This is a genomic window from Pigmentiphaga sp., assembly GCF_019689535.1.
Lineage (GTDB): Bacteria > Pseudomonadota > Gammaproteobacteria > Burkholderiales > Burkholderiaceae_B > Pigmentiphaga.
In genome coordinates this window covers 1-24,919 of record NZ_JADGHH010000027.1, presented here as the reverse complement: position 1 = coordinate 24,919, position 24,919 = coordinate 1, and the positions used below count along the sequence as shown (strand labels likewise).

Below are 24,919 nucleotides of genomic sequence, written 5' to 3'. Positions count from 1 at the left end.
TATTTTTATAAGAGACAGGTTATTTGCGGGGGGGGGGGGGGCGGCGCCGGCCGGCGCCGCGGTAGACAATTTTTCTATTGTCGCGCAAAACGCATGGGCCGGCAGCGGCCTCCCCGGCCGCGCGGTCTGGCGGCTAGGCGATGGCGTCCCGGCTCCGGCCCCCTATGGTCGCCATCCAACTCGCGACGAACGCGCCGATCAGCATCGAGGCAAAAGCCCACAACGCGAACGCTGCGGCGGCTTTGCGCGCCGCGTCGGCCGCTTCGCGGGCACGTTGCTCGGCTTGCTGGGCAGCCTCGCGCGCCCGGTCGACGACATCTTCGACCCGCCTTTCCGCCGTGGGGGGATCGATGCCCGTTTGTGCCGCGATGACGCGTGCCGCGTATGTTCGGTCGTCGACGCTCACCTCGCCCTTGGCCAGGCTGGCCGCGATGATGCGTCCGAGTTCGGCCCGCGCGGCCTGCGGCTCGCCCGCCGGATTGGGCTGTTCCGAGCGCAGGAGCAGGTCGGCGAGGTACTCAGTCGCCATGCCCGCCCGGTTTCCTTCGCCCGAGGCGGCCTGGCCCGCCGCGGCGGCCGCGGCCGTCCCCGCGCCGGCGACGAGCGAAGCCCCGGCGCGCGCGGTGCCGGCGGCTGCCGACACGAGCGCCGAGCCGATCAACAGGCCGCTGATCGCCGCGCTCAGTGCCCAGACCAGGAAACCGTGGGCGGTGTCGCGGAAGTAAGTCTCGTCGGTATGGACGCCCACCCATTTGGTGCGCAGCCGGCCGGCGACGTAGCCGCCGACTCCGAACGAGATGATGTGGGTCACGATCATCCAGATGACGGCGCCGGTGCCCAGCGCCATCGCAGATGCGCCTTCCCCGGACCAGGGGGAGCTCGCTACGAATCCGAGCCCGGCTCCGCCGGATAGCAGCATGAAGGAGAGGGCGGAGGCGATGACGGCGCCGGCGATGACGGCGGCCCATGACACGGCGGACCCTAAAGATTCCTGGGTCCGCGCTGCGGCTGGGGTCGATACGTAAGAATTACCAACGGGCGTGGCGTTTTCCATGGCGTGGCCTTTTTTCGGTGGAAGGGCGGAGTGGCTAGTGCCAGAAGAGGGCGAGCAAGATGATGATGGGAATGGGAACGCCCAGAAGCCAGAGCAGGATGGCGCGCATAGAGGTCTCCTCGAGTCAGGAGGGCGTGGCCGCCCTCATCGGTGCGGTCGAGTGCGCAAGCCGCGTGCCCGGCCGAGCCGAAGACGTCGGGCCGCTCTCCACGGCCCGGGACGGCGCGGACGGCGCGCGACCGCGCGGTGCCGGGGCCGCGGGAGGTTTTCGCGGGGACAGGGGGTGCTAAAATCCCAACCCACATTGTGAAAGCCAAGGGCCGGGCCGTCTTGCGCGGCTACGTCACCCGGCATTCGCGAGGACGCGATTCTTCCAGCGCAGCCATGCCCGTCATCCCGGGCCGCCGGCCCGAGGGCCGGGGTGCGCCGGAAAATCTCCGCTACTTCCGTAATCGAGTGGGATTCAATAAAGAATGTCTACATCGTCGAAGATCATCTACACCCTCACTGACGAAGCGCCAGCATTGGCGACGTACTCGCTGCTGCCCATCGTCCAGGCTTTCACCCGTCCCGCCGGCGTCGAAGTCGAGACGCGGGACATTTCGCTTTCCGGCCGCATCATCGCGGTGTTCCCCGAGTACCTGACCGAGGAACAGCGGATTTCGGACGACCTGGCCTACCTGGGCCAACTGGCGACCAAGCCCGAGGCCAACATCATCAAGCTGCCCAACATTAGCGCGTCGATCCCGCAGCTCAAGGCCGCGATCAAGGAACTGCAGCAAAAGGGCTACAAGCTCCCCGACTATCCGGACGAGGTCAAGAACGACACCGACAAGGAAGTCAAAGCCCGCTATGACAAGGTCAAGGGCAGTGCGGTGAACCCGGTCCTGCGCGAAGGCAACTCCGATCGCCGCGCGCCGCTGTCGGTGAAGAACTACGCCCGCAAGCATCCGCACCGCATGGGTCCGTGGAGCGCCGATTCGAAGTCGCACGTGGCCCACATGGAAAGCGGCGATTTCTACGGCAGCGAGAAATCCACCGTGATCGAGAACGCCGGCAACGTGCGCATCGAGCTGGTCGGCAAGGATGGCTCGGTCAAGGTGCTGAAAGAGAAGACGGCGGTCAAGGCGGGCGAGATCATCGACGCCGCCGTCATGAGCAAGAAAGCGCTGCGCAGCTTCCTGGAAGCGCAGGTGGAAGACGCCAAGAAACAGGACGTCCTGTTCTCGGTGCACCTGAAGGCCACCATGATGAAGGTCTCCGACCCCATCCTGTTCGGCCAGGTCGTCTCGGTCTTCTTCAAAGACGCGCTGGCCAAGCATGCCGACGTCCTCAAGCAGGTCGGATTCGATCCGAACAACGGCCTGGGCGACCTGTATGCCAAGATCAAGGAGCTGCCGGCCGAGAAGCAGGCCGAGATCGAAGCCGACATCCAAGCTGAATACGCCAAGCGCCCGCGCCTGGCCATGGTGAACTCCGACAAGGGCATCACCAACCTGCACGTGCCGAGCGACGTCATCATCGACGCCTCCATGCCGGCCATGATCCGCGAGTCGGGCAAGATGTGGGGCCCGGACGGCCAGCTGTACGATACCAAGGCCGTGATCCCCGACCGCAGCTATGCCGGCGTCTACCAGACCGTCATCGAAGACTGCAAGAAGAACGGCCCGTTCGACCCGGTCACCATGGGTTCCGTGCCCAACGTCGGGCTGATGGCCCAAGCTGCCGAGGAATACGGCTCGCACGACAAGACCTTCCAATTGCCCGAAGATGGCACGGTGCGGGTGGTCGACGAGGCCGGCAAGGTCCTGCTGGAGCAGCCGGTCGAAGCCGGCGACATCTTCCGCATGTGCCAGACCAAGGACGCCCCGATCCAGGACTGGGTCAAGCTGGCCGTGACGCGGGCCCGTGCCACCGGGGCTCCGGCCGTCTTTTGGCTGGACAAGAACCGCGCCCACGATGCGCAGCTGATCGCCAAGGTCGAGAAGTACCTGAAGGACCACGACACCAGCGGCCTGGACATCCGGATCCTCTCGCCCATCGAGGCCACCAAGCTGTCGGTCGAGCGCATCCGCAAGGGGCTGGACACCATTTCGGTCACCGGCAACGTGCTGCGCGACTACCTCACCGACCTCTTCCCCATCATGGAGCTGGGTACCAGCGCCAAGATGCTGTCCATCGTTCCGCTGATGGCGGGCGGCGGTTTGTTCGAAACCGGCGCGGGCGGTTCGGCGCCCAAGCACGTCCAGCAGTTCCTGGAGGAAGGCTTCCTGCGCTGGGATTCGCTCGGCGAGTTCCTGGCCCTGGCCGCTTCGCTGGAGCACCTGGCCGACGCGTACAAGAATCCCAAGGCCAAGGTGCTGGCCACCACGCTCGACCAAGCGACCGGCAAGTTCCTCGACGAAGACAAGTCGCCCGCCCGCAAGGTCGGCGGCCTGGACAACCGCGGCAGCCACTTCTACCTGGCCATGTACTGGGCCCAGGCGCTGGCCGCCCAGACCGAGGACAAGGAACTGCAGGCTGTGTTCGCCCCGATCGCCAAGGAGCTGACCGAAAACGAAGCCAAGATCGTGGCCGAACTGAGCGCGGTGCAGGGCAAGCCGAGCGACATCGGCGGCTACTATCGCCCCAGCCCCGAGTTGGTCAGCAAGGCCATGCGTCCCAGCGCGACGTTCAACGCCATCCTGGCCAAGCTCGCCTAAAGCCCCTTCGTGTCGCGGCGTAGGCCCGTCCTACGTCGTCGCCCGGCCTTGAGACGCCCGCCTCGCGCGGGCGTTTTCATTTCTGCGGCGCACTGCGGGAAACGCGAACTGGCACGTAATTTGGCGTCTTATTCCGGCGTATCCCGCCACCGGATTCTTGACAATGAACGCTCCGATACTGCAAACGAAGGAAACGACATGTTGAAGTCGGGGCGTGGATGGAGACGCTGGTCGGGATGGCGTTCGGATCGTTCGACGCGCGTGCTCGAACAGGCGGTGGACGCAGTCATTACCCTTGATGGGCGCGGTCAGGTCGTTTTTTTTAACGCGGCGGCGGAGCGGCTGTGGGGATACGACCGCGCGGAGGTGCTCGGCCGTGATGCCGGGATGCTGTGGCCTGCGCAGGAGGGGCGCGTGGATCCGGTCCGGGATGCGGCCTCCGGCAAACATCGCAAGCTGCAAATCGTTCGCAAAGACGGTGGCAAGGTCTGGATCCTCCTTGCGTGGACCTCGTTGCAAGAGAAGGACGGGGCATGTCACACAGCTTTCGTGCGCGACGTCACGCAGCGCCACGAGGAGCAAGAGATCCTCAATCAGACGCTCGAACAGGCGCAGGATGCCGTGGTCTGCATCGACGAACGCAACTGCATCACGTTCTTCAATGCAGCGGCGGAGCGTCTGTGGGGATACGATCGGCAGGAGGTGCTCGGGCGCAATGTGAACGTGCTCGTGCCGGATGAAATCCGCGCCGAACACGACGGGTACGTGGAGGCCAACCGCCGGACGGGCCAGGACAAGATCGTCGGCACGACGCGCGAGGTCCATACCGTGCGCAAGGATGGCTCGCCGGTCTGGGGCGCGTTGTCGCTTTCCAAGATACGGGTCGGGGATCGCATCCTCTATACCGCGTTCGTTCGCGACGTCACGCATGAGCGCGACGTCAGGGAAGTCATCAACCAGACGCTGGAGCAGGCCCTGGACGCGGTGGTGACCATCGACGGCGAAAATCGCGTGACCTTCTTCAATGCCGCTGCCGAACGCCTCTGGGGGTGCCGCCGCGAGGAGGTGCTCGGCCGCAACGTGCACATGCTGGTGCCCAGTGCCATCCGGGCGCAGCACGATGCCTACGTGAACGCCAACCGTCATACTGGGGTGGACAAGATCGTCGGGACGAGCCGGGACGTGCTGATCGAGCGCAAGGACGGTTCCACGGTCTGGGGGAACCTCTCCCTGTCGCGCATCCGGGTGGGCGACACGGTCACCTATACCGCTTTCGTCAAGGACATCACCCGCGAGCGTGAGGCGAGGGAAATGATGAACCAGACGCTGGAACAGGCGCTCGATGCGGTGGTGATCATCGACGAGAACAACAACGTGACCTTTTTCAACGCTGCGGCCGAGCGGCTGTGGGGCTATGCCCGGGGCGAAGTCCTCGGCCGCAACGTCAAGATGCTCGTGCCGGAGGCGATCCGGAACGACCACGACCGCTTCATCCATGCCAACCGCACCGCAGGCGTGGACAAGATCGTGGGCACGAGCAGGGAGGTCGCCATCGAGCGCAAGGACGGCACCTGCATCTGGGGGCTGCTTTCGCTCTCCAAAGTCCGCCTTGACGGGAAGATCGCGTATACCGCCTTCGTCAAGAACGTGCAGGACGAGCATGAAGCCCGCCATACCACGCGCCGCGCGATGAGCTCGGTCCTGGGCTCGAGCGAGCAGATCGGCAAGATCGTCGCCGTCATCAACGAGATCGCCGATCAGACCAATCTGTTGTCGCTCAACGCCGCCATCGAAGCCGCGCGCGCGGGCGAGGCCGGCAGGGGGTTCGCCGTCGTCGCCGACGAAGTGCGCAAGCTGGCGGTGCGATCTTCCAAGTCGGCGGGCGAGATCGACGAACTGGTCGAAGAAACCAAGGCCCGGATCAACGAGCTGGCCGACTCGCTGCAGCTGCGCGAGCAGGCCTGATCGACGCCCTGGGACTCAAGGCTGGGCGGCGTTTTCTCCGCCGCCCAATTCGCGCGCAGCCTCGCGCAGCAATTTGCCGATCTCCTCCACCTGCGGCTTGGCCCTTTCCAGCGGGGCGCCTACCGCCAGCGCATAGGGAGTGTCGAACAGTACGACCGGGACGGCCACCGATAGAGTGTCGGGCTGGTGCTCGCCGAAGTTGACGTGATAGCCGCGCGCGATGCCGTCCTGCAGCGCCTTGCGCAATTGTTCGCGCGTGGCGGGCGTCCGTTCGGTGTAGCGCACCAGGCGCAGGCGCTCGATCAGGGCTTCGCGCTCCGCCGGCGCCATGGCGTGCAGCAGGGCGCGCCCCGAAGCGGCGGCGTGCAGGGGCTTGCGCTCGCCCGGCCGGGCGGTGAACCGCACGATGCGCTCGGGCTCCGCGACCTGCAGGTAAACCACTTGGTCACCCGAACGTTGAGCCAAGATCAGCGTTTCCCTAAGGTTTTCCCGTAGGGTGTCGAGGACGGGGCGGACCCGCTCGGTCAATTGGTCGTGTTCGGCAATGGCGCTGGCTTCGTCGAACCATCGCCGCGTCAGGTAGTAACGGCCGCCGGACTGATGGGCGTAGCCCTCTTCTTCGAGGGCGTCGAACAGCGCCATGCAGTCGGACTTGGGGATGTCCAGCGCCGTCGAAACCTGCGACAGCGAGGCGGGGGTCCGCGTCTGCGCGAAATACTGCAGGATGGTCAACAAGCGCCTGGCGCTCCGCACATCGTTCGTATTCATGGCCTAGAGTCTATATGCACCGATGGGGTGGCGCCAGGCCTTGGAGCGCCGCGGGCACGACGCGACGGGCGACGCTCGCCGATTGCGCTGCCATACATATCAGCTTTGCTTTTCCAAGAACTGGGAAGCCTAGGTTCGTCTCACTATAGTGGCTCCAGCGCTGCGGCCGAATCGGCCGGCCGGCCGAGAACCATAAATCGACGGAGACGACCTTGAAACGCCCCATTGCCGCTTTGATGGGCTGCTTGACGGCCACGCTGATGCTCTTGCCCGCCGTCCACGCGCAGTCGGATTACCCCAACCGCCCGATCACCCTCGTCAATCCGTATGCCCCCGGCGGACCTGCCGATACCCTGGCACGGGAGTTGGCTTCCAAACTGAAAGAACGACTCGGCCAGCCGGTGGTCGTGGAGAACAAGCCAGGCAGCGGTGCGGTGGTCGGCACCGGTTACGTCGCCCGCGCCAAGCCTGACGGCTATACGCTGCTCATGGGGACTTCGCCGGGCATGATCGTCGGCCCCCTGATCGAGCGGACCACCTACGACGGCCTGAAGGATTTCGACCTGATCGGGCTGATCGCGAACCAGCCCGTGGTGCTGGTGGCCAACGCGAAACTGGGCATCGACTCCTTGCAGGATTTGATCGAGCGCGCGCGCAAGAACCCCGGCCAGTTCAACTTCGCTTCGGCGGGCACCGGCGGGCCCACGCATTTGGCCGGCGAAATGTTGCGCCGCCGCGCGAATATCCAGATCGTCCACGTGCCGTACAAGGGCGCCGCGCCCGCCTTGCAGGACCTGATCGGCGGCCAGGTGCAGCTTGGCATGTTGAGCGCTTCACCCGTGCTGCCCTTTGTCAAGGACGGGCGATTGAAGGCCCTGGCCTATACCGGCTCCAGGCGTTCCTCGCTCCTGCCCGATGTGCCTACCATGGCGGAAGCGGGGGTGCAGAACTGGAGCGAGGTCTCGACCTGGTACGCCCTGGCCGCGCCGCGCGGCACGCCGCAGGCTATCATCACGAAACTGAGCGAGGCGTTGACGGCGATCAACGCCGATCCCCAACACCGCAAGTTCCTTTCCGAGCAGGACGGCCTCATCGACAACATGACGCCGGCCGAGGTCACTAGCTTCGCCGAAAAAGACCTGGCGGCGATGAAGGAGCTGCTCGGCGCGTTGGACATGCTAGCGAAATGAACAATTCCGGCGCGGCGCCCGTCTCGCGCCGCACTGGAAGCAGGACACATGAAAGAATTCATTCGAGTCGACGGCCAAGGCCTCGATCCAGCAGATGCCTATCGCCTGGTCGTCGGATGTGTGGTGCCGCGCCCCATTGCGTGGATCACGACGCAAAGCCGCGAGGGCCGCGTCAATGCCGCCCCGTTCAGCTCCTACAACTATGTCGCCACCCGGCCGCCCATGTTGGCGGTGAATATTTCCACCCTGGATGGCGAACTCAAGGATACGGCCCGCAACATCCTGGACACCCGCGAATTCGTGGTCAATGTCTCGACCGAGGCGGACCTCGAGGTCATGCATGCGAGCGCGGCCGAGTATCCGCCCGAAGTGAGCGAACCCGAGGAGTTGGGCATCGAGCTTTTGCCCAGCCATCACGTGCGGGCACCCCGGATCGCCTCTACTCCCGTGCAAATGGAGTGCCGCCTGGACCAGGTCGTCAAGCTGGGCGAAGGCTACAACACGCTCTACATCGGCGAAGTCGTCGCCTTTCATCTTTCGCCGGACATTTACGACGGACGCCGCGTCAACAGCGCGGCGATGCGGCCCATCGCCCGCCTTGGCGGGCCGTTCTACGCCGCGCTGGGGGAAATCTTTCACCGGCCCATGCTGCAGCGCCAGCCCGGCGCCGAACCGCCTGAGCCGCCCGGCCGGTCGTAACGGGGCAGGTACCGCACTGGGCATTCCCGTGCGGCGATGTGGCGCCCCATTTCAGTTCACCGTATCGGCGGCCGGATCATTCCTGCCCGGCCGATGTGCGCCGCTCCGCCATCTTGGCGAGGATGTCGGGCAGGCGGCTACGCGCCGTTTCCGCGAGGTCGCCATATAGGCTGTTGCCGTGCGCGTCGATGCCCACGGTGGCGGGCCCCAGCCCTTCTACCTTGAGCTTGACCAGGCGGTAGTGGTGCACCAGGTCATTCCAGTGGACGTCGACCACTTCCCGTATCGCTTCGGACAGCAGCGTGCAGCCGCCACCGAGGAAAGACAGATAGACGCATCCCGCCTCGCGCATGGCCTGGACGCTCGCCGCGTCGAGGCCACCCTTGCCACCGGTGATCCGCAGCCCGAGCTCGCGGATCAGCCGCGGCATGAAGGCATTGAAGCGCGTGCTGGTGGTAGGGTTCAGATAGAGCACTTCGAAGCGTCCATCGTTTTCCTGGCTGTAGCTGCCCAAATGGAGCAGTGCCCCGCCGTGCAGGTTCGTCGGCATGGCTTGGCCACGGTCGAGCAGCGCCGCCAGGCGCTCGTGGGTGGTCATGCCCGCGCACAGGACGACTTCGCCGTAAAGCCGGACCTGGTCGCCCACGCGCAGGCTCCGGGCCTGTGCTTCCGTCAAGGGGAGCTCGAGATGATGCAAGGTGGTCACGGTCGCTATTCCTCGGCCAGGCCGGCCTTCATTCGATGATCTCGACCCGCCCGGAGTCGTAGAGGCGGGCGCGGGTGCGGCGGTTGATCCAGCAGTTGAAGCACACCGCCACGGGCGTGAAGCCGTGCCCCGACGCGTAGTCCACGTGCACGGCCATGGCCGTGCTGTCGCCGCCCGTGCCCATGGGCCCGAAACCCGTCGCATTGGCCGCTTCTTTCAAGCGGCTTTCCATCGCGGCCAGCACGGGTTCCGGGTTGACCGAGCCGATGGGGCGCAGGGTGGCCTGCTTGGCGAGCTTGGCGGCGTAATCGAAGGTCCCGCCTATGCCTACGCCTATTACCACAGGCGGGCAATGTTGCGAACCCGCCTTCAGGATGACCTCCAGGACGTAGCGTTCGATGGTCTCCAGCGTAGGGAAGGTGAAAATCTCCAGCGCGGCCCAGCGCCCGGAGCCGAGCGCCTTGGGCGAACAGGTAATCTCGACGTAGTCTGCCCCGTCGATCAGGTCGAAGGTGACGATGGGCATGTCCTTGCCCTTGTAGCCGCGCTCGTTGGTGAGCGGATTGGTCACGTGGGCGAGCAGGGGCGGCTGGATGCTTGCCACCAGGTCGTCGAAGCCGTCGGAGAACGCGCGCTTGATGTCGCCCTCCAGGCGGGCGCGCGTGCCCAGGCCGACGAAGTAGACGGGCACCCCGGAATCGGAGCACACGAAATGCGCGCGCGCCTCCGCCGCGTCTGCGCTTTGGAGCATGATGCGCAGCGTGCCCCGCGCGACCTCGTTGCGCTCCGTTTGCTCGGCCGCCCGCAGCGCTGCCTTGGTGTCTTCGGGAATTTTCTTTAGCGCGCGTTCATAGAGCTGGGCGCTGACCGACCGTACGAGGTCGTAGGTGATGGCCATCTCTCCCCCTGTGGCGCGTCACTCGCGCGTGGTGCATGGGCTCGTATTCCGACTATAGCGACCAGCCGGGGCGGCCGCTATCACCGGCGCGACACACCTGCTTTGCCGCCGGCACGCGGGGTATCGTGCTGGCTATACTGGCCGCCACGCAACGTGTTTCGACGGGAATTTCGCATGAAGCTGCATTGGTCCACTCGATCCCCATACGTACGCAAGGTAATGGCCGCCGCCATCGAGACCGGCCTGGACGGCGAGATCCAGCCCCAGCTGTCCATCGTCTCGCTGTCTACCGTCAATCGCGACGTGGAGCGCGACAATCCGCTGGGCAAGATTCCCACCCTGGTGACTGACGACGGCAGGGCGTTGTACGACTCGCTGGTCATTTGCGAATACCTGGACCACCATAGCCGCAAGAACCGGCTCTTTCCCCGCGACTTCGAACAACGCCTGGAAGCGCTGCGCTGGCATGCGCTGGGCAACGGGCTGACGGACATCCTCATTCTCTGGAACAACGAGCGGGGGCGCGATCCGTCGCTGCAATCCCAGGCGCACCTGGCCGCCTTCCGCGCCAAGGCGCAGGCCACGCTGGATGCGCTGGAAGCGACCATCGACCAGCTCGACCGCCGGGAATTCGACATCGGCCATCTGGGCGTTGCCGTCGGGCTGGGGCATGCGGACTTCCGTTTTGCCGACTTGCAGTGGCGCGCGACGCGCCCGCGCCTTGCCGCCTGGGCAGACCGCATGGGCGAGCGCGAATCGCTGCGCCGAACGGTGCAATACGATCCGCGGCAGCAGCAGCCCCAGGCTTAACTTCGTGAGGCGGCGAATTCGGCCGCGAGCGCGTTGACCAGTCCTCCGGCTTCCCAGATTTGCACCATCTGGGGCGAGAACGGCGGCGAATCGATGACGCGGCCGTCGGCCAGCTCGATCTTCCCGGTGGCCGGCGTGACGCTGATCACGTCGCCGTCTTCCACGACGCGGGTGATGCCGGGCACCAGCAGTACTGGCAGCCCCTGGCTCATGGCGCGCCGGATGAACCCCGACTCGCAGGATTCCACCAGCACGGCCGAAATGCCCGAGGCCTTGAGGGCCACGCTGACTTCCACATGGTTGTGGTGCGCGAAGTTCGCGCCTCCCACCACAATGTCCCCGGGCCTGACTTCAGACGGAAACTCGGGCCGTAGCTTGCGGAAACACATCTGCCGCAGCGATTCGACGTCGAAGGGCTTGCCGAAGCCGTCCCGCACCGCGGCGAATTCGATGATGCCGTCGTCGCCGCAGACCTGGTCACCGAATTTCCAGACCCGGCCCCGGAGGGTGCGGGCGGCGGATGAGGTGGATGCCTGGTTCATTGGTGTTCCTCAGATCCTGCCCGCCAGCAGCGGACGGGGATCGGTGATTTCTCCTGCGACGGCCGAGGCGGCGACGGTATAGGGAGATGCCAAGTGGACGGCGGCCTCGGTGCTGCCGTTGCGGCCTTGGTAATTGAATTGGTGGGTGGTGATGGAGACATCGTCGCCGCTCAGCACCCCCAGGTAGCCCCAGCAGGTATTGCAGCCCGGCGACAGTACCGTGGCTCCCGCCTCGGCGAAGACCTCGAGCAGGCCCTCGCGGGCCGCCGCCGCATAGACGTTCTGGCTGCCCGGCGAGATGTACATCGTCACGTGGGGGGCAATCCGGCGCCCGCGCAAGATGGCGGCCGCGGCGCGTAGGTCTTCCAGCCGGTTGTTGGCACAAGAGCCGATGGCTGCGTGATCGATGCGGCGGCCGGCCACTTGCGCGACGTCGACGGCGCCACTTTGCGTGGGAGGCACCGTCACCATGGGGGTGAGTTGCGACAGGTCGTAAGTCAGCACGGCCGCATAGTCGGCGTCGGGATCGCTGCGCACCACCTCGTAAGGGCGGCCGTTCGCCCGTTCCTCGACATATTCGAGCGCACGCTGGTCGACGTCCATGATGGCGGTGTCCGAGCCCGTGTGGAAGGTCGAGGCCAGGATTGCCTGCCTGTCGTCCAGGCTCAGGCCGGCCAGCGCGGGGCCGCCATATTCGACGCAGCACTGTAGGAAGGTGCCGGCTTGTTCGTGGTCCCGGATGATGGCCTGGACCAGGTCTCGCCCGGTCACGCCGAAGGGCAGGCTGCCGACCAGTTCGATGCGCACGGTCTTGGGGACGCAGACCCAGTGCTGGTCTTTGAGCAGCGGCGCCAGCACGTCGGTGGACATGGGTATGTTCAGCGCGCCCACGGCGCCTATCGACGCGATATTGCCTTCATCGGAAAAAATCAGCGACCCGGGCCGAGCAAAGCCGCGTTCGACCAGGACCAAGTGGCGCAACCCGGTGTTGGGGCCGTAGAAGTTCTCCACGCCGAACTCCCGCGTCAACTTGCGCAGCATGTGGTGCGTTGCAGCATGCGGGGAACCGGTCGCCGCCGCCGGCGTATGGTCGATGACGATGATGGCTTTTTCGGGGCGCGCGAACTTGGTCGCCCCGATTTTCTCAAGGTTGCGCTTGTGCACGGGCCAGACCATCTCCTGCGTGACCACGTGGTCCGGCACGCAGTTGACGTACTCGCCTGGCGCCACCGTGTCGCGTCCCGCCGCGCGCGCCAGGATTTTCTGTGCGATGGTTTGACCGGAAGAAGCTGCCATGGTTGGGTCCCGTTGAGCGCTCACTTGAGCGAAATACCCGTTTCCTTGATGAATTGCCCCCAGAACTCGTAGCTGTTGAGGACATTCTTGCGGTACTGCTCCGGCGTGCTGGAAACGGCCACCGCGCCCACTTTTTCATAGGTGCTGCGCACGTCGGGGCGTGCCATGACCTTTGCGATCTCGCGCTGCAGGCGCTCGACGATGGGCGCGGGCGTGCCGGCCGGCATGATGACGCCGTATTCGGTTGCCTGCACGACCGAGGGGTAGCCGAGCTCGACCATCGTGGGCGTGTCGGGCAGCATGCTCGTTCTTTTCTCGGTCGTCACGACAAGCACGCGCACGTTGCCGGATTGGACGTGCGGCAGGATGGGGGTGAGGTCTGCGACCACGGACTCGACTTGGTTGCCGAGCAGGTCGGTGATCGCCGGCGCGGCACCCGCATAGGGGACGTGCACGATGTCCATGCCGGTGGCGCGCTTGATGCGCTCGCCGGCCAGGTGCACCATGGTGCCGTTGCCGGCACTGCCATAGTTCAGCTTGCCGGGATTGCGCTTGGCGCGCTCCATGAAATCGGCCATGCTCGTGATGCCGGACTTGACGTTCACGGCAAGGACGGCCGGCACCTGTGCCAGGCTCGAGACGAAGACGAAGTCGTCCTTGACGGAATAGGGGACGCTCATCAGGTGGGGAATCACCATGAGCGAACCGCCTGAGCCGAAGCCCATCGTGTAACCGTCGGGCGCTGCCTTGGCGACGGCTGCCGTGCCTATGGTGCCGCCGGCACCGCCGCGGTTTTCGACGACGACGCTCTGGTTTAGTGCTTCGCCCAGCGGCCCGGCGATGGCCCGGGCATAGGTGTCAGTGGGGCCACCCGGAGGGAAGGGCACGATGAACCGGATGGGACGGTTCGGCCAATCGCCGCTCTGCGCCACGGCGGCCGTCGAGAATGTTCCCAGGGCGCAGCTTGCCATCAGGCATGTCGCAAGCAGTCTCGCAAACATGGCAGTCTCCTCTCAGGCGGTCGGGCCGCCGTCTGGTTGTTGGAAATATGTGCGGGCATGGTATCGGTCAGGGGGCGAGGCCGGTAGGCATCGTCGCGCAAAGCTGCTATGGCGTGCGCGTTATCGGCTCGAGCGGGCGTAGAGGCCCAGCTTCTCGGCACGTATCCGCGCGAGCGCGTAAACGGTTTCCAGCAGCGGCGCGGGCTTGCCGAGCTCCTCGGCGATCTCGACCGCGGCGCCGAGAATGCTGTCCAGCTCGACCGCGCGGCCGGCTTCCACGTCTTGCAGCATGGAGGTCTTGACGTTCCCCAGCTTGCGGGTGATGGCCAGGCGCTCGGGAGGAGAAATGGACAAGGGCAGGCCGATTGCCTCGCCCATTGCGAGGAGTTCGCGCATCATGGCCTGGAACATACGGTTGACGCGCGCATCGTCGATCAGGATGTCGGTGGCCGACCCCGTCAGCAGGCTGACGGGATTGAAGCAGGCATTGCCAAGCAATTTTTCCCAGACGACACTGCGTATGTTCGCATGGGCGGAGGCGTCGAACCCGGCTTGCGCGAGCGCGCGGGCAGCGATTTGTGCGCGCGGGCTGTCGCCGCCTCCCGGTTCGCCCACCACGAGGCGCGATCCCGAGGCATGCACCACGACGCCCGGCTCCGGGCAAGAGCATGAGGGGAAAACGACGAACCCCAAGAGCTTTTCTGCCGGAATGGCGCGCTCGAGTTTTCCGTCTGGGTCGACCGTACGCAGCCGGTGGCCGGCCAGTGGGCCGCTACCGGCTTGGAAGAACCACCACGGCACGCCGTTGAGCGCCGGCAGCACGACCGTGCCGGGCCCCATCATCGGGCCGAGTCGGTCGGAGAGCTCCGGCAGGGAGGGAGACTTCACCGCGAGGATGAGGATGTCTTGCGGCCCGAGTTGCGAGGGATCGTCGCTGGCCCGCACTTTGGCGCAGGACTGCTTGCCCCCGCTGTGCAAGACAATGCCTCGCTCGTTGATCGCCCGCAAGGTAGCGCCACGGGCCAGCACGCTGACCTCGTTGCCTGCCAGGGCCAGCCGGGCAGCCAGAAGCCCGCCGATCGCCCCCGCGCCGGCGACGCCTATCTTGAGCGGGCGAGTGGCGGGAGCGCCTTGTTCCAGGCTGTTTTCCATCCCCATACGTCTCCTTTGTGGCGACGGTGTCTTGGACCGTCATGGATATCCGATTCATTATTCCGGCTAGGCCTCGCCGCGTGATGCGCCCGCAGGCATTTCTGCTTGTGCCGGGCAGATATAGCCTCCACGCCTCCAGCGGTATGCGTATGGGCGCATTCCAGTCTTGCCGGCCCAGGTAGTAGGCAAGCGCGCGCCCTGCCCCTAGAGTCCGCACTGCGGCGACGGGCGCGGGCGGATCGGACGCCTCCGCGCGGTCGACGCACACGTGGAGGAATGTATGCATCGAAGGACGGGCCCGCTGTCGCACGTCAAAGTCCTGGACCTGAGCCGCATCTTGGCGGCGCCTTGGGCCAGCCAGATCCTGGCCGATCTCGGCGCCGACGTCATCAAGGTGGAGCGGCCGGGCAGCGGCGACGATACCCGCACCTGGGGGCCGCCCTTCCTGAAGGACGCCGAAGGCCGGGATACCAAGGAAGCGGGGTATTACCTTGCAGTGAATCGTGGCAAGCGCTCGATCACGATCGCGCTCGACAAGCCCGAAGGGCAGCGCATCGTCAGGGAGCTGGCCATGCGCGCCGACATCGTGCTGGAAAACTACAAGGTCGGCACGCTCGCCCGCTATGGCTTGGACCAGGCTTCGCTGCGGGCGCTGAATCCGCGGCTCATTTATTGTTCCGTCACCGGCTTCGGGCAAACCGGTCCGCGTCGCGATCAGCCTGCCTACGATTTCCTGATCCAGGCCATGGGCGGCTTGATGAGCGTGACCGGCGAGCGCGACGACAGGCCAGGCGGCGGCCCGCAGAAGGTGGGCGTGCCCATCGTGGATTTGATGACAGGCATGTACGCCGCGGTGGCAGTGCTCGCCGCGCTGGCCCGCCGCAACGAGACGGGCCGGGGAGAGTACATCGACATCGGCATGTTCGACGTGCAGGTCGCGACCCTGGCGAACCAGGCGATGAATTATCTGGTGTCCGGGAAGTTGCCCAAGCGCAACGGGAACGCCCATCCCAACATCCAGCCGCAGGATGTTTATCGATGCGCCGACGGCGACATCATTCTCGTGGTCGGCAACGACGGCCAGTTCCGCAAGCTGTGCGAAGCGCTGGGCCATCCGGAGTGGGCGAATGACGAGCGCTTCGCCACGAACGCGCAGCGCGTGCGCAACGTCGAGACGTTGTCGGCCATGCTGCGCGAGGACTTCGCGCGCCGCGACCGCGCGACGCTGCTGGAGCAGTTGGACCGCGCAGGCGTGCCGTGCGGGCCCATCAACAACGTGGCAGAGGTGTTCGAAGAGCCGCAGACCCTTGCGCGCGACATGCTGCGCTATGTCGATCATCCCTGCGGGGCGCGCGTGCCGCAGGTGGCGAGCCCCATGCGATTTACCGAGGGCGAGCTGCCGGAGATGGTGGCGCCGCCGCTGTTGGGGCAGCACAGCGACGAGATCCTGGAGGAGCTGGGCTATGACTCCGCCGCCGTCCAGGCCTTGCGCGCGGCGGGCGTGATCTGAAAGCGGGGGCCGACGCATGAAACTCCATTGGTCCCCCAAGTCGCCCTACGTGCGCAAGGTCATGGTGTGCCTCCATGAGCTCGGCATGGACGAGCGCGTGGAGCGCGTGCGCTCGGTAGCGGCCATGCTCAAGCCCAATCCGCAGATCATGCGTGACAACCCGCTGAGCAAGATTCCGACGTTGGTCTTGGACGACGGGACGGCGCTTTTCGATTCGGCAGTCATATGCGAATACCTCGATGCGCAGGCCCGGGGCGGGCTTTTCCCGGCCGAGGGCGACCAGAGGTGGCATGCCCTGCGGTGGCACGCGTTCGGCGACGGCCTGCTGGACGTGCTGATCCTGTGGCGCAATGAGACTGAGCGCCCCGCGGCCCAGCAGTCGGATGCGCTCATCGAAGCTTTCCGGGTCAAGACCGACGCATCGCTGCGCCAGCTGGAAAGCGAAGTGCCCGCACTGTCGGCCGCGCCTTTCGGCATCGGGCACATTGCGATCGGGTGTGCGCTCGGCTACATCGACTTCCGCTTTGCGGCGCTGCCGTGGCGAGAGCAGGCCCCGCGGCTGGCGGAGTGGTACGCCCGGATCGCGGATCGCCCGTCGTTCCGCCGGACTGAGCCGGTGCTCGAAGGGTGAGCCCAGCCTAGGCGTAGAGGCGGGTGGCGTTGTCGACCAGTATCCGGCGTGCCAGGGATGCGTCGTCCGTCCAGGCGAGGAAAGTATCGAACAGCTTGCGCGTGTCCGGCCATGGGTCGATGCGGATGTGGGGCCAGTCGCTGCCCCAGACGAGCTGCTCGGGGTTCGCCGCGAGCAAGGCACGATGGAAGGGGCGCCCCGCCTCCATGTCCGTCTTTAGCAAGCTGCGGTAAGCCGAGAGCTTGACCCAGGCCTTGCCCTCGCCGAGCAGGCGCACGAGCTGTTGAAAGCCCGGGTCGTTGGGGCCCGCGGCCACGTCGAAGCTGCCCATGTGGTCGATCACCACGGGACAAGGAAGGCTGCGCAGCAGCGGCGCGATGCCCGGCAGGGCCTGGCAGTCTGTCCAGAGTTCGACGTGCAGGCCGGCATCGGCCACGGCACGCGCCATCTGGGAGAGATCGTCGATGGAGGCGCTGCCCGCGAAGTTTCCGCCTGCGCCGCTGCGATGGCTGTAACGCAGCGCCCGTACGCCGCGTTCGCGCAAGGTCGTGAGATCGAGCGTGGTTCCCGGCCGGGCGACGATCACGCCGCGCAGGTGCGCGTAGCTCGCGAGCGCATCGAACAGCAGGGAGTAGTTTTCCCCGTAGGCGCTCGGATGCACCAGCACCGCATGGGATAGCCCCTGGCGGGCCAACATGGCCGAGTGGTCTTCGACCAGCGCCTCGGGTGGCGTGTAACTGCGTTCGGCCGCCAGCGGATAGCGGTCGTATGGGCCGAGCAGATGGGTGTGGCAGTCCCACCCCTTGATGGCGGTGGAATCACGTTGCGCCTGCGTGCTCATGCCGTCACCCCTTCTTTCCCCAGACCGCCGGGTCGTCCTGGGGCAGCGGGAAGGCCGCGACGACGCCTGGCTCCAGCGGTATTTCGTGCGCGTTCAGGGTCATCGCGACCAAGGTGTAGTAACCGACCAGCGCGGTCAGTTCGACCACCGTACGCGGGCCGAATCGCGCCAGCGCGGCGGCGTAAGTGGCGTCGGACACGGACCTGTGGGCGTTCAATTCGCTGGCGAAGCGTACCACCAGCGCGTCGTCCGGCGGCAATTCGTCGGGAATGCGCTGTTCGCGCAGCGCTTCGATGATCCATTCTTCGACGCCGGCTTTTTCGGCCTCCGTCCGGTGCGCGGCCCATTCGAAGGGAGAGCTGCAGGCCCTGGCCGTGACCAGGATGGCCAGCTCCGACAGGCGAGGAGGAAGCGAAGTGTCGTAGCGCAGCAGCTCGCCGAGCGCCGACCAGCGGTCGGCTAGCTCGGGGTTGTACAGGGCCGCGCGCAGGGGGCCCCTCAACCGGCCGCGCTTGCCGGCAATGACTTTGTCGTGCACCCGGCGCTGTTCCGGGGTCATGGTTTCGGGCGTGGGCAAATCGATTCTAGGCATGGTCTCCTCGCTTTTGGCCGCATTATCCGACGCCGGGATGAGAGGCGCTATGGCGCGAGGCGCATAGCAGCCTTGACCTCGTCTGCCTTTGCGCACGGCTTGGGGGCGCCTAGACTCGCTCCAGTCATATTGCCTCTCGCATTTCGCTTATTTCCCACATGAACGAATTCAAGCAGCTGCAGCTCCGCCTGGACGGCCACGTCGCGGTGGTGACTTTGGATAACCCGCCGGTCAATGCGCTGACCCGCGTGTTGAACGACGAATTGATCGCGGCGATGGACTGGATATCCGAGACGCCGGAGGTTCGCGTGGTGGTGCTCACGGGCGCGGGCAAGGTTTTCTGCGCGGGGGCCGACCTCAAAGGCCGTGCGGACGTCATCAAGGGGCCGGGCGACCTGCCTGCCCACCTGCGGCGAACCCGCGAGTGTTTCCACGCCATTCGCGAGTGCGCCAAGCCGGTGGTGGCGGCGATCAATGGCCCGGCGCTGGGATCCGGGCTCGCCATGGTGGCCTCGGCCGACGTGCTCCTGGCGTCCGAACGCGCGACGCTTGGCCTGCCGGAGGTGGACGTCGGGTTGATGGGGGGATGTAGGCATGCGATGCGCCTCTTCCCTCATTCCCTGTTGCGCCGCATGATGCTGACCGGCCACCGGGTGCCGGCTTCCGAGCTTTATCGGCTGGGCATCGTCGAGGCCTGCACCGCACCCGAGGAGCTGATGCCCGCTGCCATGGAGGTGGCAGGAATCATTGCTTCCAAGAGCCCGGTGTCTACCCGTCTTGGCAAGCATACGCTCAACACCATCGAGGACATGAGCCTGCGCGACGGATACCGCTACGAGCAGGACATGACCGCCTTCCTCTCTACTACCGAGGATGCCGCCGAGGCCCAGGCCGCGTTCCGCGAAAAACGCGCGCCAGTATTCAAGGGACGCTAGCGCTCGCCCGGCTCGCGCCCCCGGCAGGGGGCGTGTGGGTATAAACTCGTCTTCTTCTCCTGGACGAGCGCTGTTTGCAATGCAGCATCCGAAAGCCACCAGCATCCAGCTGGATGTGACCGCCAGCTTGCACAAATGGCGGGCGTTTCTCGCGATCGGCGAATTGGGTAGCCTGACCCGGGCTGCCCTGTTCCTCAACAGCAACCAATCCTTATTGAGTCGCCAGCTCAATGCGCTCGAACGCGAATGCGGGACGAGGTTGTTCGTGCGCACCGGGCGGGGCGTGGAGCTCTCTGACGTAGGGCAGCGCATTTTTCCGCAAGTGCGAGCCTTGCTCGCCGAGGCTGAGCAGCTCGAAAGAGAGATCCGTGAACAAGCGCGGGATGCGAGCGGGCGCGTCACGCTCGGCACGCTACCCTCCATTGGCCATCACCTGGTGGGGCAGCTGTTCACCGCCGTGCGCGCACGCTATCCCGGAGTCAGCCTCAAAGTGCTCGAGGGGTCGAGCGGGCAAGTCGAGGAATGGCTTGCCGATGCGCGCGTCGACATCGGCATTTTGTATCGGTATGGCGGCTCCTTGCCGGAGCACGAGCAATGCCTGGCGACCGTCGACAGTTACCTGATTGGCCCCGTCGGCGATCGCCTCACCGCGCAGGAGGAGGTGCCTTTCCGCAGCCTGCATGAGTTGCCCTTCATCCTGCCGAGCGCGCCCAACGGCCTGCGAACTGCGCTCGACTCCATGGCGCGCCAGGAACGCATTACGCTCGCACCAGTGATCGAAGCCGACTCCTTGCCGTTGCAGGCCTCCCTGGTTGCGCGCGAAGGCCTTTATACCGTGCTGCCTTTGCACGCCGTCTGGACCGAGGTGGCAAACGGCCAGGTACAGGCGGCCCGCATCGTGGACCCTCCATTCCAGCGGACGGTCGCCTTGACCTTCGCCAAGAACAAGGGCCCCGGCAAGGCGGTGTCCGCAATCGCGGCGCTGATCGGCGAGATCGTCGAAAAAATGGCGCGCGACGGCATGTGGTGGTCCAGCCGCTGAGCCAGGCGTCCGTAATTTTTCATCGATCATGCAGGAGGCGCCTGTGCCGATACAGGACGGAAAGTTTTATCTCGTGAGCCTGGGGACGGGGGATCCCGATCACCTGACGCTACGGGCAGACCGCGTCATCCGCGCTGCCGACCTGGTGCTCGGGCCGGCCGATGCGCCAGTGCGCTATGCGGAGCTGCTTGCCGGCAAACCGTTCATGGAGGCCGGGCACGGCCTGTTTACGCCCATGGCCCGTCGCCGGGCTCCGGCCGAGACGGTGGAGGCCGAAGAGGCCGCCCGCCGCAATGCCATCCTGGACTGTGTTTCCGCGGGCGGCACGGCGGTCGTGCTGACATATGGCGATCCTACCCTGTACGGGCCGCAAGTTGGATACCTACAGGCCTTTCGCGACTTGAACCCGCAGGTCGTGCCAGGGATATCCAGCTTCGCCGCGGCCAATGCGGCGCTGGCCTGCGCCGTGACGGGAGGGCGCACCAGCCAGTCCGTCATCCTGAGCCTGGGAAAAAACGCCAATGAAGGCTATGCGGGAAGTGACCGGCTTTCCGTGCTCGCCCAGAGTCGCAGCGCGTTGGTGCTGTTCACCATGAAGACGGACCTATCACGGGTGGTCGAAGAATTGCGCAGCGCCTATCCCGGCGACACGCCGGTCGCCGTCGTGTGCCATGCCGGCCGGGCGGAAAAACAAGAAATCTTGCGCGCCACGCTCGATACCCTAGTGGATGTAGCCGGCCGCCGCGAATTGCCTTTCGAGCACTTGATCTACGTCGGCGATTTCCTGGACCAGCCGGCGGGGGATTATCCATGACGCCCGCGGAAAGGCGATGCGACGGGGGCAGGCACGTTCCGCTCCCGTCAGGCGACCTGGTGCTTGAGGGCAATGTCGCGTTGCGACGCCGATGACTCCAGAATTGCCAGGCAGATCTCCAGCGTAGCCTTGGCCCAACGGCCGTCGTGGCGAGGGGGGACGTTTTGCTGGACGGCTGCCGTCAATTCATCGATCACTTCATGGCGGGGCACGGCCGGTTTGTCGAGCGGGATCCAACGCTTGGCGTCGTCGCCATAAATGGCGATGCCATCGGGCATCGGCCTCAGGTCTGCCTGCTCGCAGGAAACGATGATGGGCCCGAAATGTTGGTAGGCGTGCTCTTCTGGCGCTTTGCCCGGTGGCCGGTAAGCTGTGCCCCCGTATGTGGCGTCGGCCTTGGCCTTGGCTTCGTCCTCGGGCGAGGCGATGGCGGCCAGCTTCCTGCGCGCGGTGCCGTAGTCGTCGGGCGACTTGCGGTTGCCCATTTCTCCTATCCAGTTCGTCCACTCGTCCGAATCGAAGTGGGCATAGCCGTTGTAAGACATGGATGCATAGGCGCCGGATTCGAACCAGAGCATGGCGGAGTAGGCGCCCTCGGTGGGGCGGCGCGGATCCCAGTTTCCCACCGCTGCGCGCAGGTGCGTGGGACGGGCGCCGGCGAGCAGCCGGACGATGTCCACCTGGTGCGCGGCTTGGCTGAAAACCGCCCCGCCGCCTTCGGCCGTGACCAGCTCTTCGGGGCGGCGGGGACGGTACAGGTAATCGGTGTAGTTCAGCGCATGGATCATGCGCACCGCGCCAAACTCGCCGCTGGCGATCAGTTCACGCGTCTTGAGGTAGGGCATGTCGAAACTATGGCAATGCCCCACGATGAGATGCACGCCTGCGCGCGCGCAGGCGTCGATCATGCGGTCGCATTCATCCATCGCCAGCGCCATCGGCTTTTCCACCAGCACGTGCTTGCCGCGGGCGGCGGCGATCTCGGCATGGCGTGCGTGGAACTGGTGCGGGCTGGCGATGTAGATGGCGTCTAGCGATGCATCGTCCGCTAGTGCTTCGATGTCATCGTATACCCGAGCGTTGAAGTCTCGGGCGAACTGCTCCCGTGCCGCGGCGCGTGGATCGCAAGCCGCCGCCAGGACGATGCGCGGGTCGCGCAGGAAGGTAGGCAGCATCAGGGAGAACGCCCGGCCAAGGCCGGCGACGCCCAGCCGCAGCGGAGACAACGACATCGGAACTCCTTGGGTTAGTCTGGTCTGGCAGCGCGAACCGGCGAGGCCGGCGCGCGCGTGCGCCTGACGGGAATCTCAGCCCGCCGCGCTCGTTTACACCTGATAGTTGGACTCGAGCTGTTTGTTCGCCGGGACGTCGTCCCATACATAGCTGGCCTTGAATTGACGCCAGTCTATGGACTTGGGCACGATGGCCTGGAAGGAACAGACGTCCTTGGGAATGGCGTTCGAGCCGAGCCCCACGGGTTCCGCACCGGCGGCGAACTCGTCCAGCGCGGACAACATCCGGCGCCGGAATTCGACGATGGCGAGGTCGCTGGTGCCCAGGCGCTCTTCCGAGCGATCCGCGAGGGGGCCCATGGTGACCCACATGGCGATGTCCTGGTTCGGGAAGCCGGTGATACCCGTGAAGTTGCCCGCCTTCATGGCCTGGCGATCCTGCCAGAAGCGGTTCTCGTGGTTGCGGTAGGGACGGTAGCGTTCATCGAGGTCCGGCCCGATCTGCGCACGCAGGAACTTGCGCCAGGTTTCCGTATCCGGAGTCTTGTTGGGGTGGCCCCAGGCCAGGAAATAGAACGCCGTGTTCGTGTCGTCCATGGGGACATTGACGTTGGCGACGTTGTACAGGTTGTTGGGCGGGACCAGGACGGTGAACGGGGCGACGAACACGGTGGACCGGATGTAGTCGTGCGTTTCCGCATCGAAGATGGGCGTGCGGATGGCGGCGTAGCGGAAGCCGTAGGGCGTGCGCTCGACCTGCATGCGTGGCGATTTGTCGGTGGACGGGCGCAGCCAGTTCTTGTCGGTGGCCTCCGCCCCCTTGACCTTCGCGGGCACGAAGTCGGACGAGTGCAGGCTGGAGCTGTGCGCTGAGTCGATCGCGCCTTCCAGGATTTGCGCCCAGTTGCAGGGCAGCAGAATCTTGGCGATGGAGACTTTCGCTTCCTTGACGGGCGCCCAGGGCGGTGGAACGAATTCGGGCGCATCCTCTTCCTTGCCCAGGAACACCCAGACCATGCCGCCCCATTCGCGGGTGGGATAGGCCCTGGTCCGGATCTTCGAGGCGATGGGGCTGGTTTGCGGCTCCGAGGCCATGTCCACTACCTGCCCGGTGACGTCGATCTTCCAGCCATGGTAGAGGCAGCGCAGCCCGCCTTCCTCATTGCGGCCGTAGACCAGCGATACGCGGCGGTGCGGGCATTTTTCGTCCAATGCGCCAATGCGGCCTTCGCTGTCCCGGAACACGACCAGGTCTTGGCCCAGCACGCGCGCGTGGACGGGCGGCCCGTCCGGCTCGGATACCTCCTCGATCAGGCACAAGGGCACCCAGAAGCGGCGCATCAGCGCACCCATGGGCGCATCACCCTCGACCCGGCATAGCCGCTCGTTTTTTTCACGCGTCAACATCCTACTTTCTCCTTCAATTTTCGGGCTTGATCCCCGCGGCCTTGATGGGGCCGGCATAACGCGCGGCCTCGTCATCGATGGCCTTTGCGTATTCCTCGGGGGAACCGCCCACGGGTTCTATGCCCAGGCCTTGCATTTGCTTGATGACCTCGGGCTGCTTGACGACCTTGGCGATTTCGGCGCTGAGCTTCTTCATGAACTCAGGCGGCGTTCCCGCGGGGGCGAGCAGCCCCACCGTCACGGCGAAGTTGAAGCCGGGAACGATTTCCGAAACGGCCGGGATGTCCGGCGCCAGCGACGAACGCTTGAGCGAGTTCGTCGCGAGAATCTTGGCCTGCCCCTTCTGGGCGAAGCCCGCCAGCGACGGCAACGCTGCGACCACGATATCGACCTGCTTGCCCACGAGCGCGGGAACGGCCTGGCCCGATCCACGGAAGGGGACGTGGTCCAGCTTGAGGTTCAGTGCGCTTTTCAAGGCTTCCATGGTGAGGTGGTGGCTGCTTCCGATGCCCGAGGAGCCATAGGTGATGCCTTTCGGGCTGGTCTTGGCGAGTTCCACGAAATCTTTCAGGGTGTCGGCAGGAAAGTCCGGCCTGGCCGCAATGAAAAGCGGCGACGTGGCGATCAGCGACACCGGCATGAAATCGCGCTTCGGCTCATAGGCAAGGTCTTTGTAGAGCGACGGGTTGATGGACATCATCGAGCCGTCGGTAAGCAGCAGGGTATAGCCGTCTCGTGGGCTACCCATCAGCGTTTGCGCGGCCACGACGCCGTTGGCACCCGGCTTGTTCTCGACCACGAAGGACTTGCCCAGGTTTTCGGTCAGGCGTTGGCCGACGATGCGCGCGACGGTATCGGGCAGGCCGCCGGTGGCGTACGGCACGATGAAGCGCACGGGGCGCGACGGATATTCGGAGACGTCTTCCGCGTAGGACAGCATCGGCGCACAGGTCAGGAGGGCGGCCAGTCCGATCCGGGCTAGGCGTTTGGGCAAGCTGCGCAGGGGTTGGCGAGTATTCATGGAGTCTCCTTTATGGCTTTGCAGGTCGCGCTGTTCTTCCGAGCGCTTCTTCAATGCCGTGCCGGGCCATCCCGGACATGCGGCTTTTATTAGATCTCTAAGGTAATAATA

General features: G+C 65.5%; 23 protein-coding genes. 10 read left to right on the top strand and 13 right to left on the bottom strand.

Annotated elements, in window-relative coordinates; translation table 11 throughout:
* Positions 1-133 precede the first annotated feature (133 nt).
* On the bottom strand, positions 134-973 hold the full coding sequence (locus tag IRZ12_RS04125) for a hypothetical protein (RefSeq protein ID WP_296464518.1): 840 nt from the start codon (positions 971-973) through the stop codon (positions 134-136).
* Positions 974-1,527: 554 nt separating this feature from the next.
* Between IRZ12_RS04125 and IRZ12_RS04120 the strand changes: the two genes are divergently transcribed.
* A complete protein-coding gene (locus IRZ12_RS04120; protein WP_296464515.1) occupies positions 1,528-3,756 on the top strand; it encodes an NADP-dependent isocitrate dehydrogenase in 2,229 nt (742 codons plus the stop codon).
* A gap of 198 nt (positions 3,757-3,954) precedes the next feature.
* Positions 3,955-5,721, top strand: coding sequence for a PAS domain S-box protein (locus IRZ12_RS04115; protein WP_296464512.1), 1,767 nt, complete (start codon positions 3,955-3,957; stop codon positions 5,719-5,721).
* 15 nt (positions 5,722-5,736) lie between these two features.
* Here IRZ12_RS04115 and IRZ12_RS04110 read toward each other — a convergent pair whose 3' ends face one another.
* On the bottom strand, positions 5,737-6,489 hold the full coding sequence (locus IRZ12_RS04110) for an IclR family transcriptional regulator (protein ID WP_296464507.1): 753 nt from the start codon (positions 6,487-6,489) through the stop codon (positions 5,737-5,739).
* A 212-nt stretch (positions 6,490-6,701) separates the two neighbouring features.
* On the opposite strand from IRZ12_RS04110, the gene IRZ12_RS04105 reads away from it, so the two are divergent.
* Positions 6,702-7,679 carry a tripartite tricarboxylate transporter substrate binding protein gene (locus tag IRZ12_RS04105; RefSeq protein ID WP_296464504.1) on the top strand — a complete coding sequence of 326 codons (978 nt, stop codon included), beginning with the start codon at positions 6,702-6,704 and terminating at the stop codon, positions 7,677-7,679.
* 48 nt (positions 7,680-7,727) lie between these two features.
* Entirely contained in the window at positions 7,728-8,378 is a 651-nt protein-coding gene (locus IRZ12_RS04100) for a flavin reductase family protein (RefSeq protein ID WP_296464501.1), read from the top strand.
* A gap of 76 nt (positions 8,379-8,454) precedes the next feature.
* On the opposite strand, the gene IRZ12_RS04095 is transcribed toward IRZ12_RS04100, so the two are convergent.
* Positions 8,455-9,084, bottom strand: coding sequence for a fumarate hydratase C-terminal domain-containing protein (locus IRZ12_RS04095; RefSeq protein ID WP_296464498.1), 630 nt, complete (start codon positions 9,082-9,084; stop codon positions 8,455-8,457).
* A 28-nt stretch (positions 9,085-9,112) separates the two neighbouring features.
* On the bottom strand, positions 9,113-9,982 hold the full coding sequence (locus tag IRZ12_RS04090; RefSeq protein ID WP_296464496.1) for a fumarate hydratase: 870 nt from the start codon (positions 9,980-9,982) through the stop codon (positions 9,113-9,115).
* A 174-nt stretch (positions 9,983-10,156) separates the two neighbouring features.
* On the opposite strand from IRZ12_RS04090, the gene IRZ12_RS04085 reads away from it, so the two are divergent.
* Positions 10,157-10,792: a glutathione S-transferase N-terminal domain-containing protein gene (locus tag IRZ12_RS04085; protein ID WP_296464493.1), complete on the top strand. Its 636-nt coding sequence runs from the start codon at positions 10,157-10,159 to the stop codon at positions 10,790-10,792.
* Here IRZ12_RS04085 and IRZ12_RS04080 read toward each other — a convergent pair.
* The 4 genes from IRZ12_RS04080 to IRZ12_RS04065 form a co-directional block, all read right to left on the bottom strand.
* A complete protein-coding gene (locus IRZ12_RS04080) occupies positions 10,789-11,334 on the bottom strand; it encodes a hypothetical protein (RefSeq protein ID WP_296464489.1) in 546 nt (181 codons plus the stop codon). The genes IRZ12_RS04085 and IRZ12_RS04080 overlap by 4 nt on opposite strands.
* 9 nt (positions 11,335-11,343) lie before the next feature.
* On the bottom strand, positions 11,344-12,630 hold the full coding sequence (locus tag IRZ12_RS04075) for an aconitase family protein (RefSeq protein WP_296464486.1): 1,287 nt from the start codon (positions 12,628-12,630) through the stop codon (positions 11,344-11,346).
* A gap of 20 nt (positions 12,631-12,650) precedes the next feature.
* Positions 12,651-13,631 carry a tripartite tricarboxylate transporter substrate binding protein gene (locus IRZ12_RS04070; protein WP_296464483.1) on the bottom strand — a complete coding sequence of 327 codons (981 nt, stop codon included), beginning with the start codon at positions 13,629-13,631 and terminating at the stop codon, positions 12,651-12,653.
* 120 nt (positions 13,632-13,751) lie between these two features.
* Entirely contained in the window at positions 13,752-14,783 is a 1,032-nt protein-coding gene (locus IRZ12_RS04065; protein WP_296464479.1) for a 2-dehydropantoate 2-reductase, read from the bottom strand.
* 280 nt (positions 14,784-15,063) lie between these two features.
* Here IRZ12_RS04065 and IRZ12_RS04060 point away from each other — a divergent pair, with 280 nt between their 5' ends.
* Both IRZ12_RS04060 and IRZ12_RS04055 read left to right on the top strand, forming a co-directional pair.
* Positions 15,064-16,293 carry a CaiB/BaiF CoA-transferase family protein gene (locus tag IRZ12_RS04060; protein ID WP_296464478.1) on the top strand — a complete coding sequence of 410 codons (1,230 nt, stop codon included), beginning with the start codon at positions 15,064-15,066 and terminating at the stop codon, positions 16,291-16,293.
* A gap of 16 nt (positions 16,294-16,309) precedes the next feature.
* Positions 16,310-16,924, top strand: coding sequence for a glutathione S-transferase family protein (locus IRZ12_RS04055; RefSeq protein ID WP_296464475.1), 615 nt, complete (start codon positions 16,310-16,312; stop codon positions 16,922-16,924).
* A gap of 7 nt (positions 16,925-16,931) precedes the next feature.
* Here the strand turns inward: IRZ12_RS04055 and IRZ12_RS04050 are convergent, their stop codons facing one another.
* Positions 16,932-17,765, bottom strand: a complete 834-nt coding sequence (locus tag IRZ12_RS04050) for an amidohydrolase family protein (RefSeq protein WP_296464472.1) — start codon at positions 17,763-17,765, stop codon at positions 16,932-16,934.
* A 4-nt stretch (positions 17,766-17,769) separates the two neighbouring features.
* Positions 17,770-18,357, bottom strand: a complete 588-nt coding sequence (locus IRZ12_RS04045; protein ID WP_296464468.1) for a carboxymuconolactone decarboxylase family protein — start codon at positions 18,355-18,357, stop codon at positions 17,770-17,772.
* A gap of 158 nt (positions 18,358-18,515) precedes the next feature.
* Here IRZ12_RS04045 and IRZ12_RS04040 point away from each other — a divergent pair, with 158 nt between their 5' ends.
* The 3 genes from IRZ12_RS04040 (at position 18,516) to IRZ12_RS04030 (ending at position 21,148) form a co-directional block, all read left to right on the top strand.
* Positions 18,516-19,292: an enoyl-CoA hydratase/isomerase family protein gene (locus tag IRZ12_RS04040; RefSeq protein WP_296464465.1), complete on the top strand. Its 777-nt coding sequence runs from the start codon at positions 18,516-18,518 to the stop codon at positions 19,290-19,292.
* A 79-nt stretch (positions 19,293-19,371) separates the two neighbouring features.
* On the top strand, positions 19,372-20,334 hold the full coding sequence (locus tag IRZ12_RS04035) for a LysR substrate-binding domain-containing protein (RefSeq protein ID WP_296464462.1): 963 nt from the start codon (positions 19,372-19,374) through the stop codon (positions 20,332-20,334).
* A 43-nt stretch (positions 20,335-20,377) separates the two neighbouring features.
* Positions 20,378-21,148, top strand: coding sequence for an SAM-dependent methyltransferase (locus IRZ12_RS04030; RefSeq protein WP_296464459.1), 771 nt, complete (start codon positions 20,378-20,380; stop codon positions 21,146-21,148).
* Between the two features lie 47 nt (positions 21,149-21,195).
* Here the strand turns inward: IRZ12_RS04030 and IRZ12_RS04025 are convergent, their stop codons facing one another.
* The 3 genes from IRZ12_RS04025 to IRZ12_RS04015 form a co-directional block, all read right to left on the bottom strand.
* Entirely contained in the window at positions 21,196-22,380 is a 1,185-nt protein-coding gene (locus IRZ12_RS04025) for a Gfo/Idh/MocA family oxidoreductase (RefSeq protein ID WP_296464455.1), read from the bottom strand.
* A 93-nt stretch (positions 22,381-22,473) separates the two neighbouring features.
* Complete coding sequence (locus tag IRZ12_RS04020; RefSeq protein WP_296464452.1) at positions 22,474-23,787, bottom strand: Rieske 2Fe-2S domain-containing protein; 1,314 nt, start codon at positions 23,785-23,787, stop codon at positions 22,474-22,476.
* A gap of 13 nt (positions 23,788-23,800) precedes the next feature.
* A complete protein-coding gene (locus IRZ12_RS04015) occupies positions 23,801-24,808 on the bottom strand; it encodes a tripartite tricarboxylate transporter substrate binding protein (protein ID WP_296464449.1) in 1,008 nt (335 codons plus the stop codon).
* Between the last annotated feature and the right edge of the window lie 111 nt (positions 24,809-24,919).

Coding starts and splice junctions, on each gene's coding strand:
- IRZ12_RS04070 (WP_296464483.1), bottom strand. CDS start 13,631: ATGTTTGCGAGACTGCTTGCGACATGCCTGATGGCAAGCTGCGCCCTG.
- IRZ12_RS04060 (WP_296464478.1), top strand. CDS start 15,064: ATGCATCGAAGGACGGGCCCGCTGTCGCACGTCAAAGTCCTGGACCTG.
- IRZ12_RS04080 (WP_296464489.1), bottom strand. CDS start 11,334: ATGAACCAGGCATCCACCTCATCCGCCGCCCGCACCCTCCGGGGCCGG.
- IRZ12_RS04090 (WP_296464496.1), bottom strand. CDS start 9,982: ATGGCCATCACCTACGACCTCGTACGGTCGGTCAGCGCCCAGCTCTAT.
- IRZ12_RS04015 (WP_296464449.1), bottom strand. CDS start 24,808: ATGAATACTCGCCAACCCCTGCGCAGCTTGCCCAAACGCCTAGCCCGG.
- IRZ12_RS04085 (WP_296464493.1), top strand. CDS start 10,157: ATGAAGCTGCATTGGTCCACTCGATCCCCATACGTACGCAAGGTAATG.
- IRZ12_RS04050 (WP_296464472.1), bottom strand. CDS start 17,765: ATGAGCACGCAGGCGCAACGTGATTCCACCGCCATCAAGGGGTGGGAC.
- IRZ12_RS04100 (WP_296464501.1), top strand. CDS start 7,728: ATGAAAGAATTCATTCGAGTCGACGGCCAAGGCCTCGATCCAGCAGAT.
- IRZ12_RS04055 (WP_296464475.1), top strand. CDS start 16,310: ATGAAACTCCATTGGTCCCCCAAGTCGCCCTACGTGCGCAAGGTCATG.
- IRZ12_RS04040 (WP_296464465.1), top strand. CDS start 18,516: ATGAACGAATTCAAGCAGCTGCAGCTCCGCCTGGACGGCCACGTCGCG.
- IRZ12_RS04065 (WP_296464479.1), bottom strand. CDS start 14,783: ATGGAAAACAGCCTGGAACAAGGCGCTCCCGCCACTCGCCCGCTCAAG.
- IRZ12_RS04075 (WP_296464486.1), bottom strand. CDS start 12,630: ATGGCAGCTTCTTCCGGTCAAACCATCGCACAGAAAATCCTGGCGCGC.
- IRZ12_RS04045 (WP_296464468.1), bottom strand. CDS start 18,357: ATGCCTAGAATCGATTTGCCCACGCCCGAAACCATGACCCCGGAACAG.
- IRZ12_RS04020 (WP_296464452.1), bottom strand. CDS start 23,787: ATGTTGACGCGTGAAAAAAACGAGCGGCTATGCCGGGTCGAGGGTGAT.
- IRZ12_RS04110 (WP_296464507.1), bottom strand. CDS start 6,489: ATGAATACGAACGATGTGCGGAGCGCCAGGCGCTTGTTGACCATCCTG.
- IRZ12_RS04025 (WP_296464455.1), bottom strand. CDS start 22,380: ATGTCGTTGTCTCCGCTGCGGCTGGGCGTCGCCGGCCTTGGCCGGGCG.
- IRZ12_RS04120 (WP_296464515.1), top strand. CDS start 1,528: ATGTCTACATCGTCGAAGATCATCTACACCCTCACTGACGAAGCGCCA.
- IRZ12_RS04115 (WP_296464512.1), top strand. CDS start 3,955: ATGTTGAAGTCGGGGCGTGGATGGAGACGCTGGTCGGGATGGCGTTCG.
- IRZ12_RS04035 (WP_296464462.1), top strand. CDS start 19,372: ATGCAGCATCCGAAAGCCACCAGCATCCAGCTGGATGTGACCGCCAGC.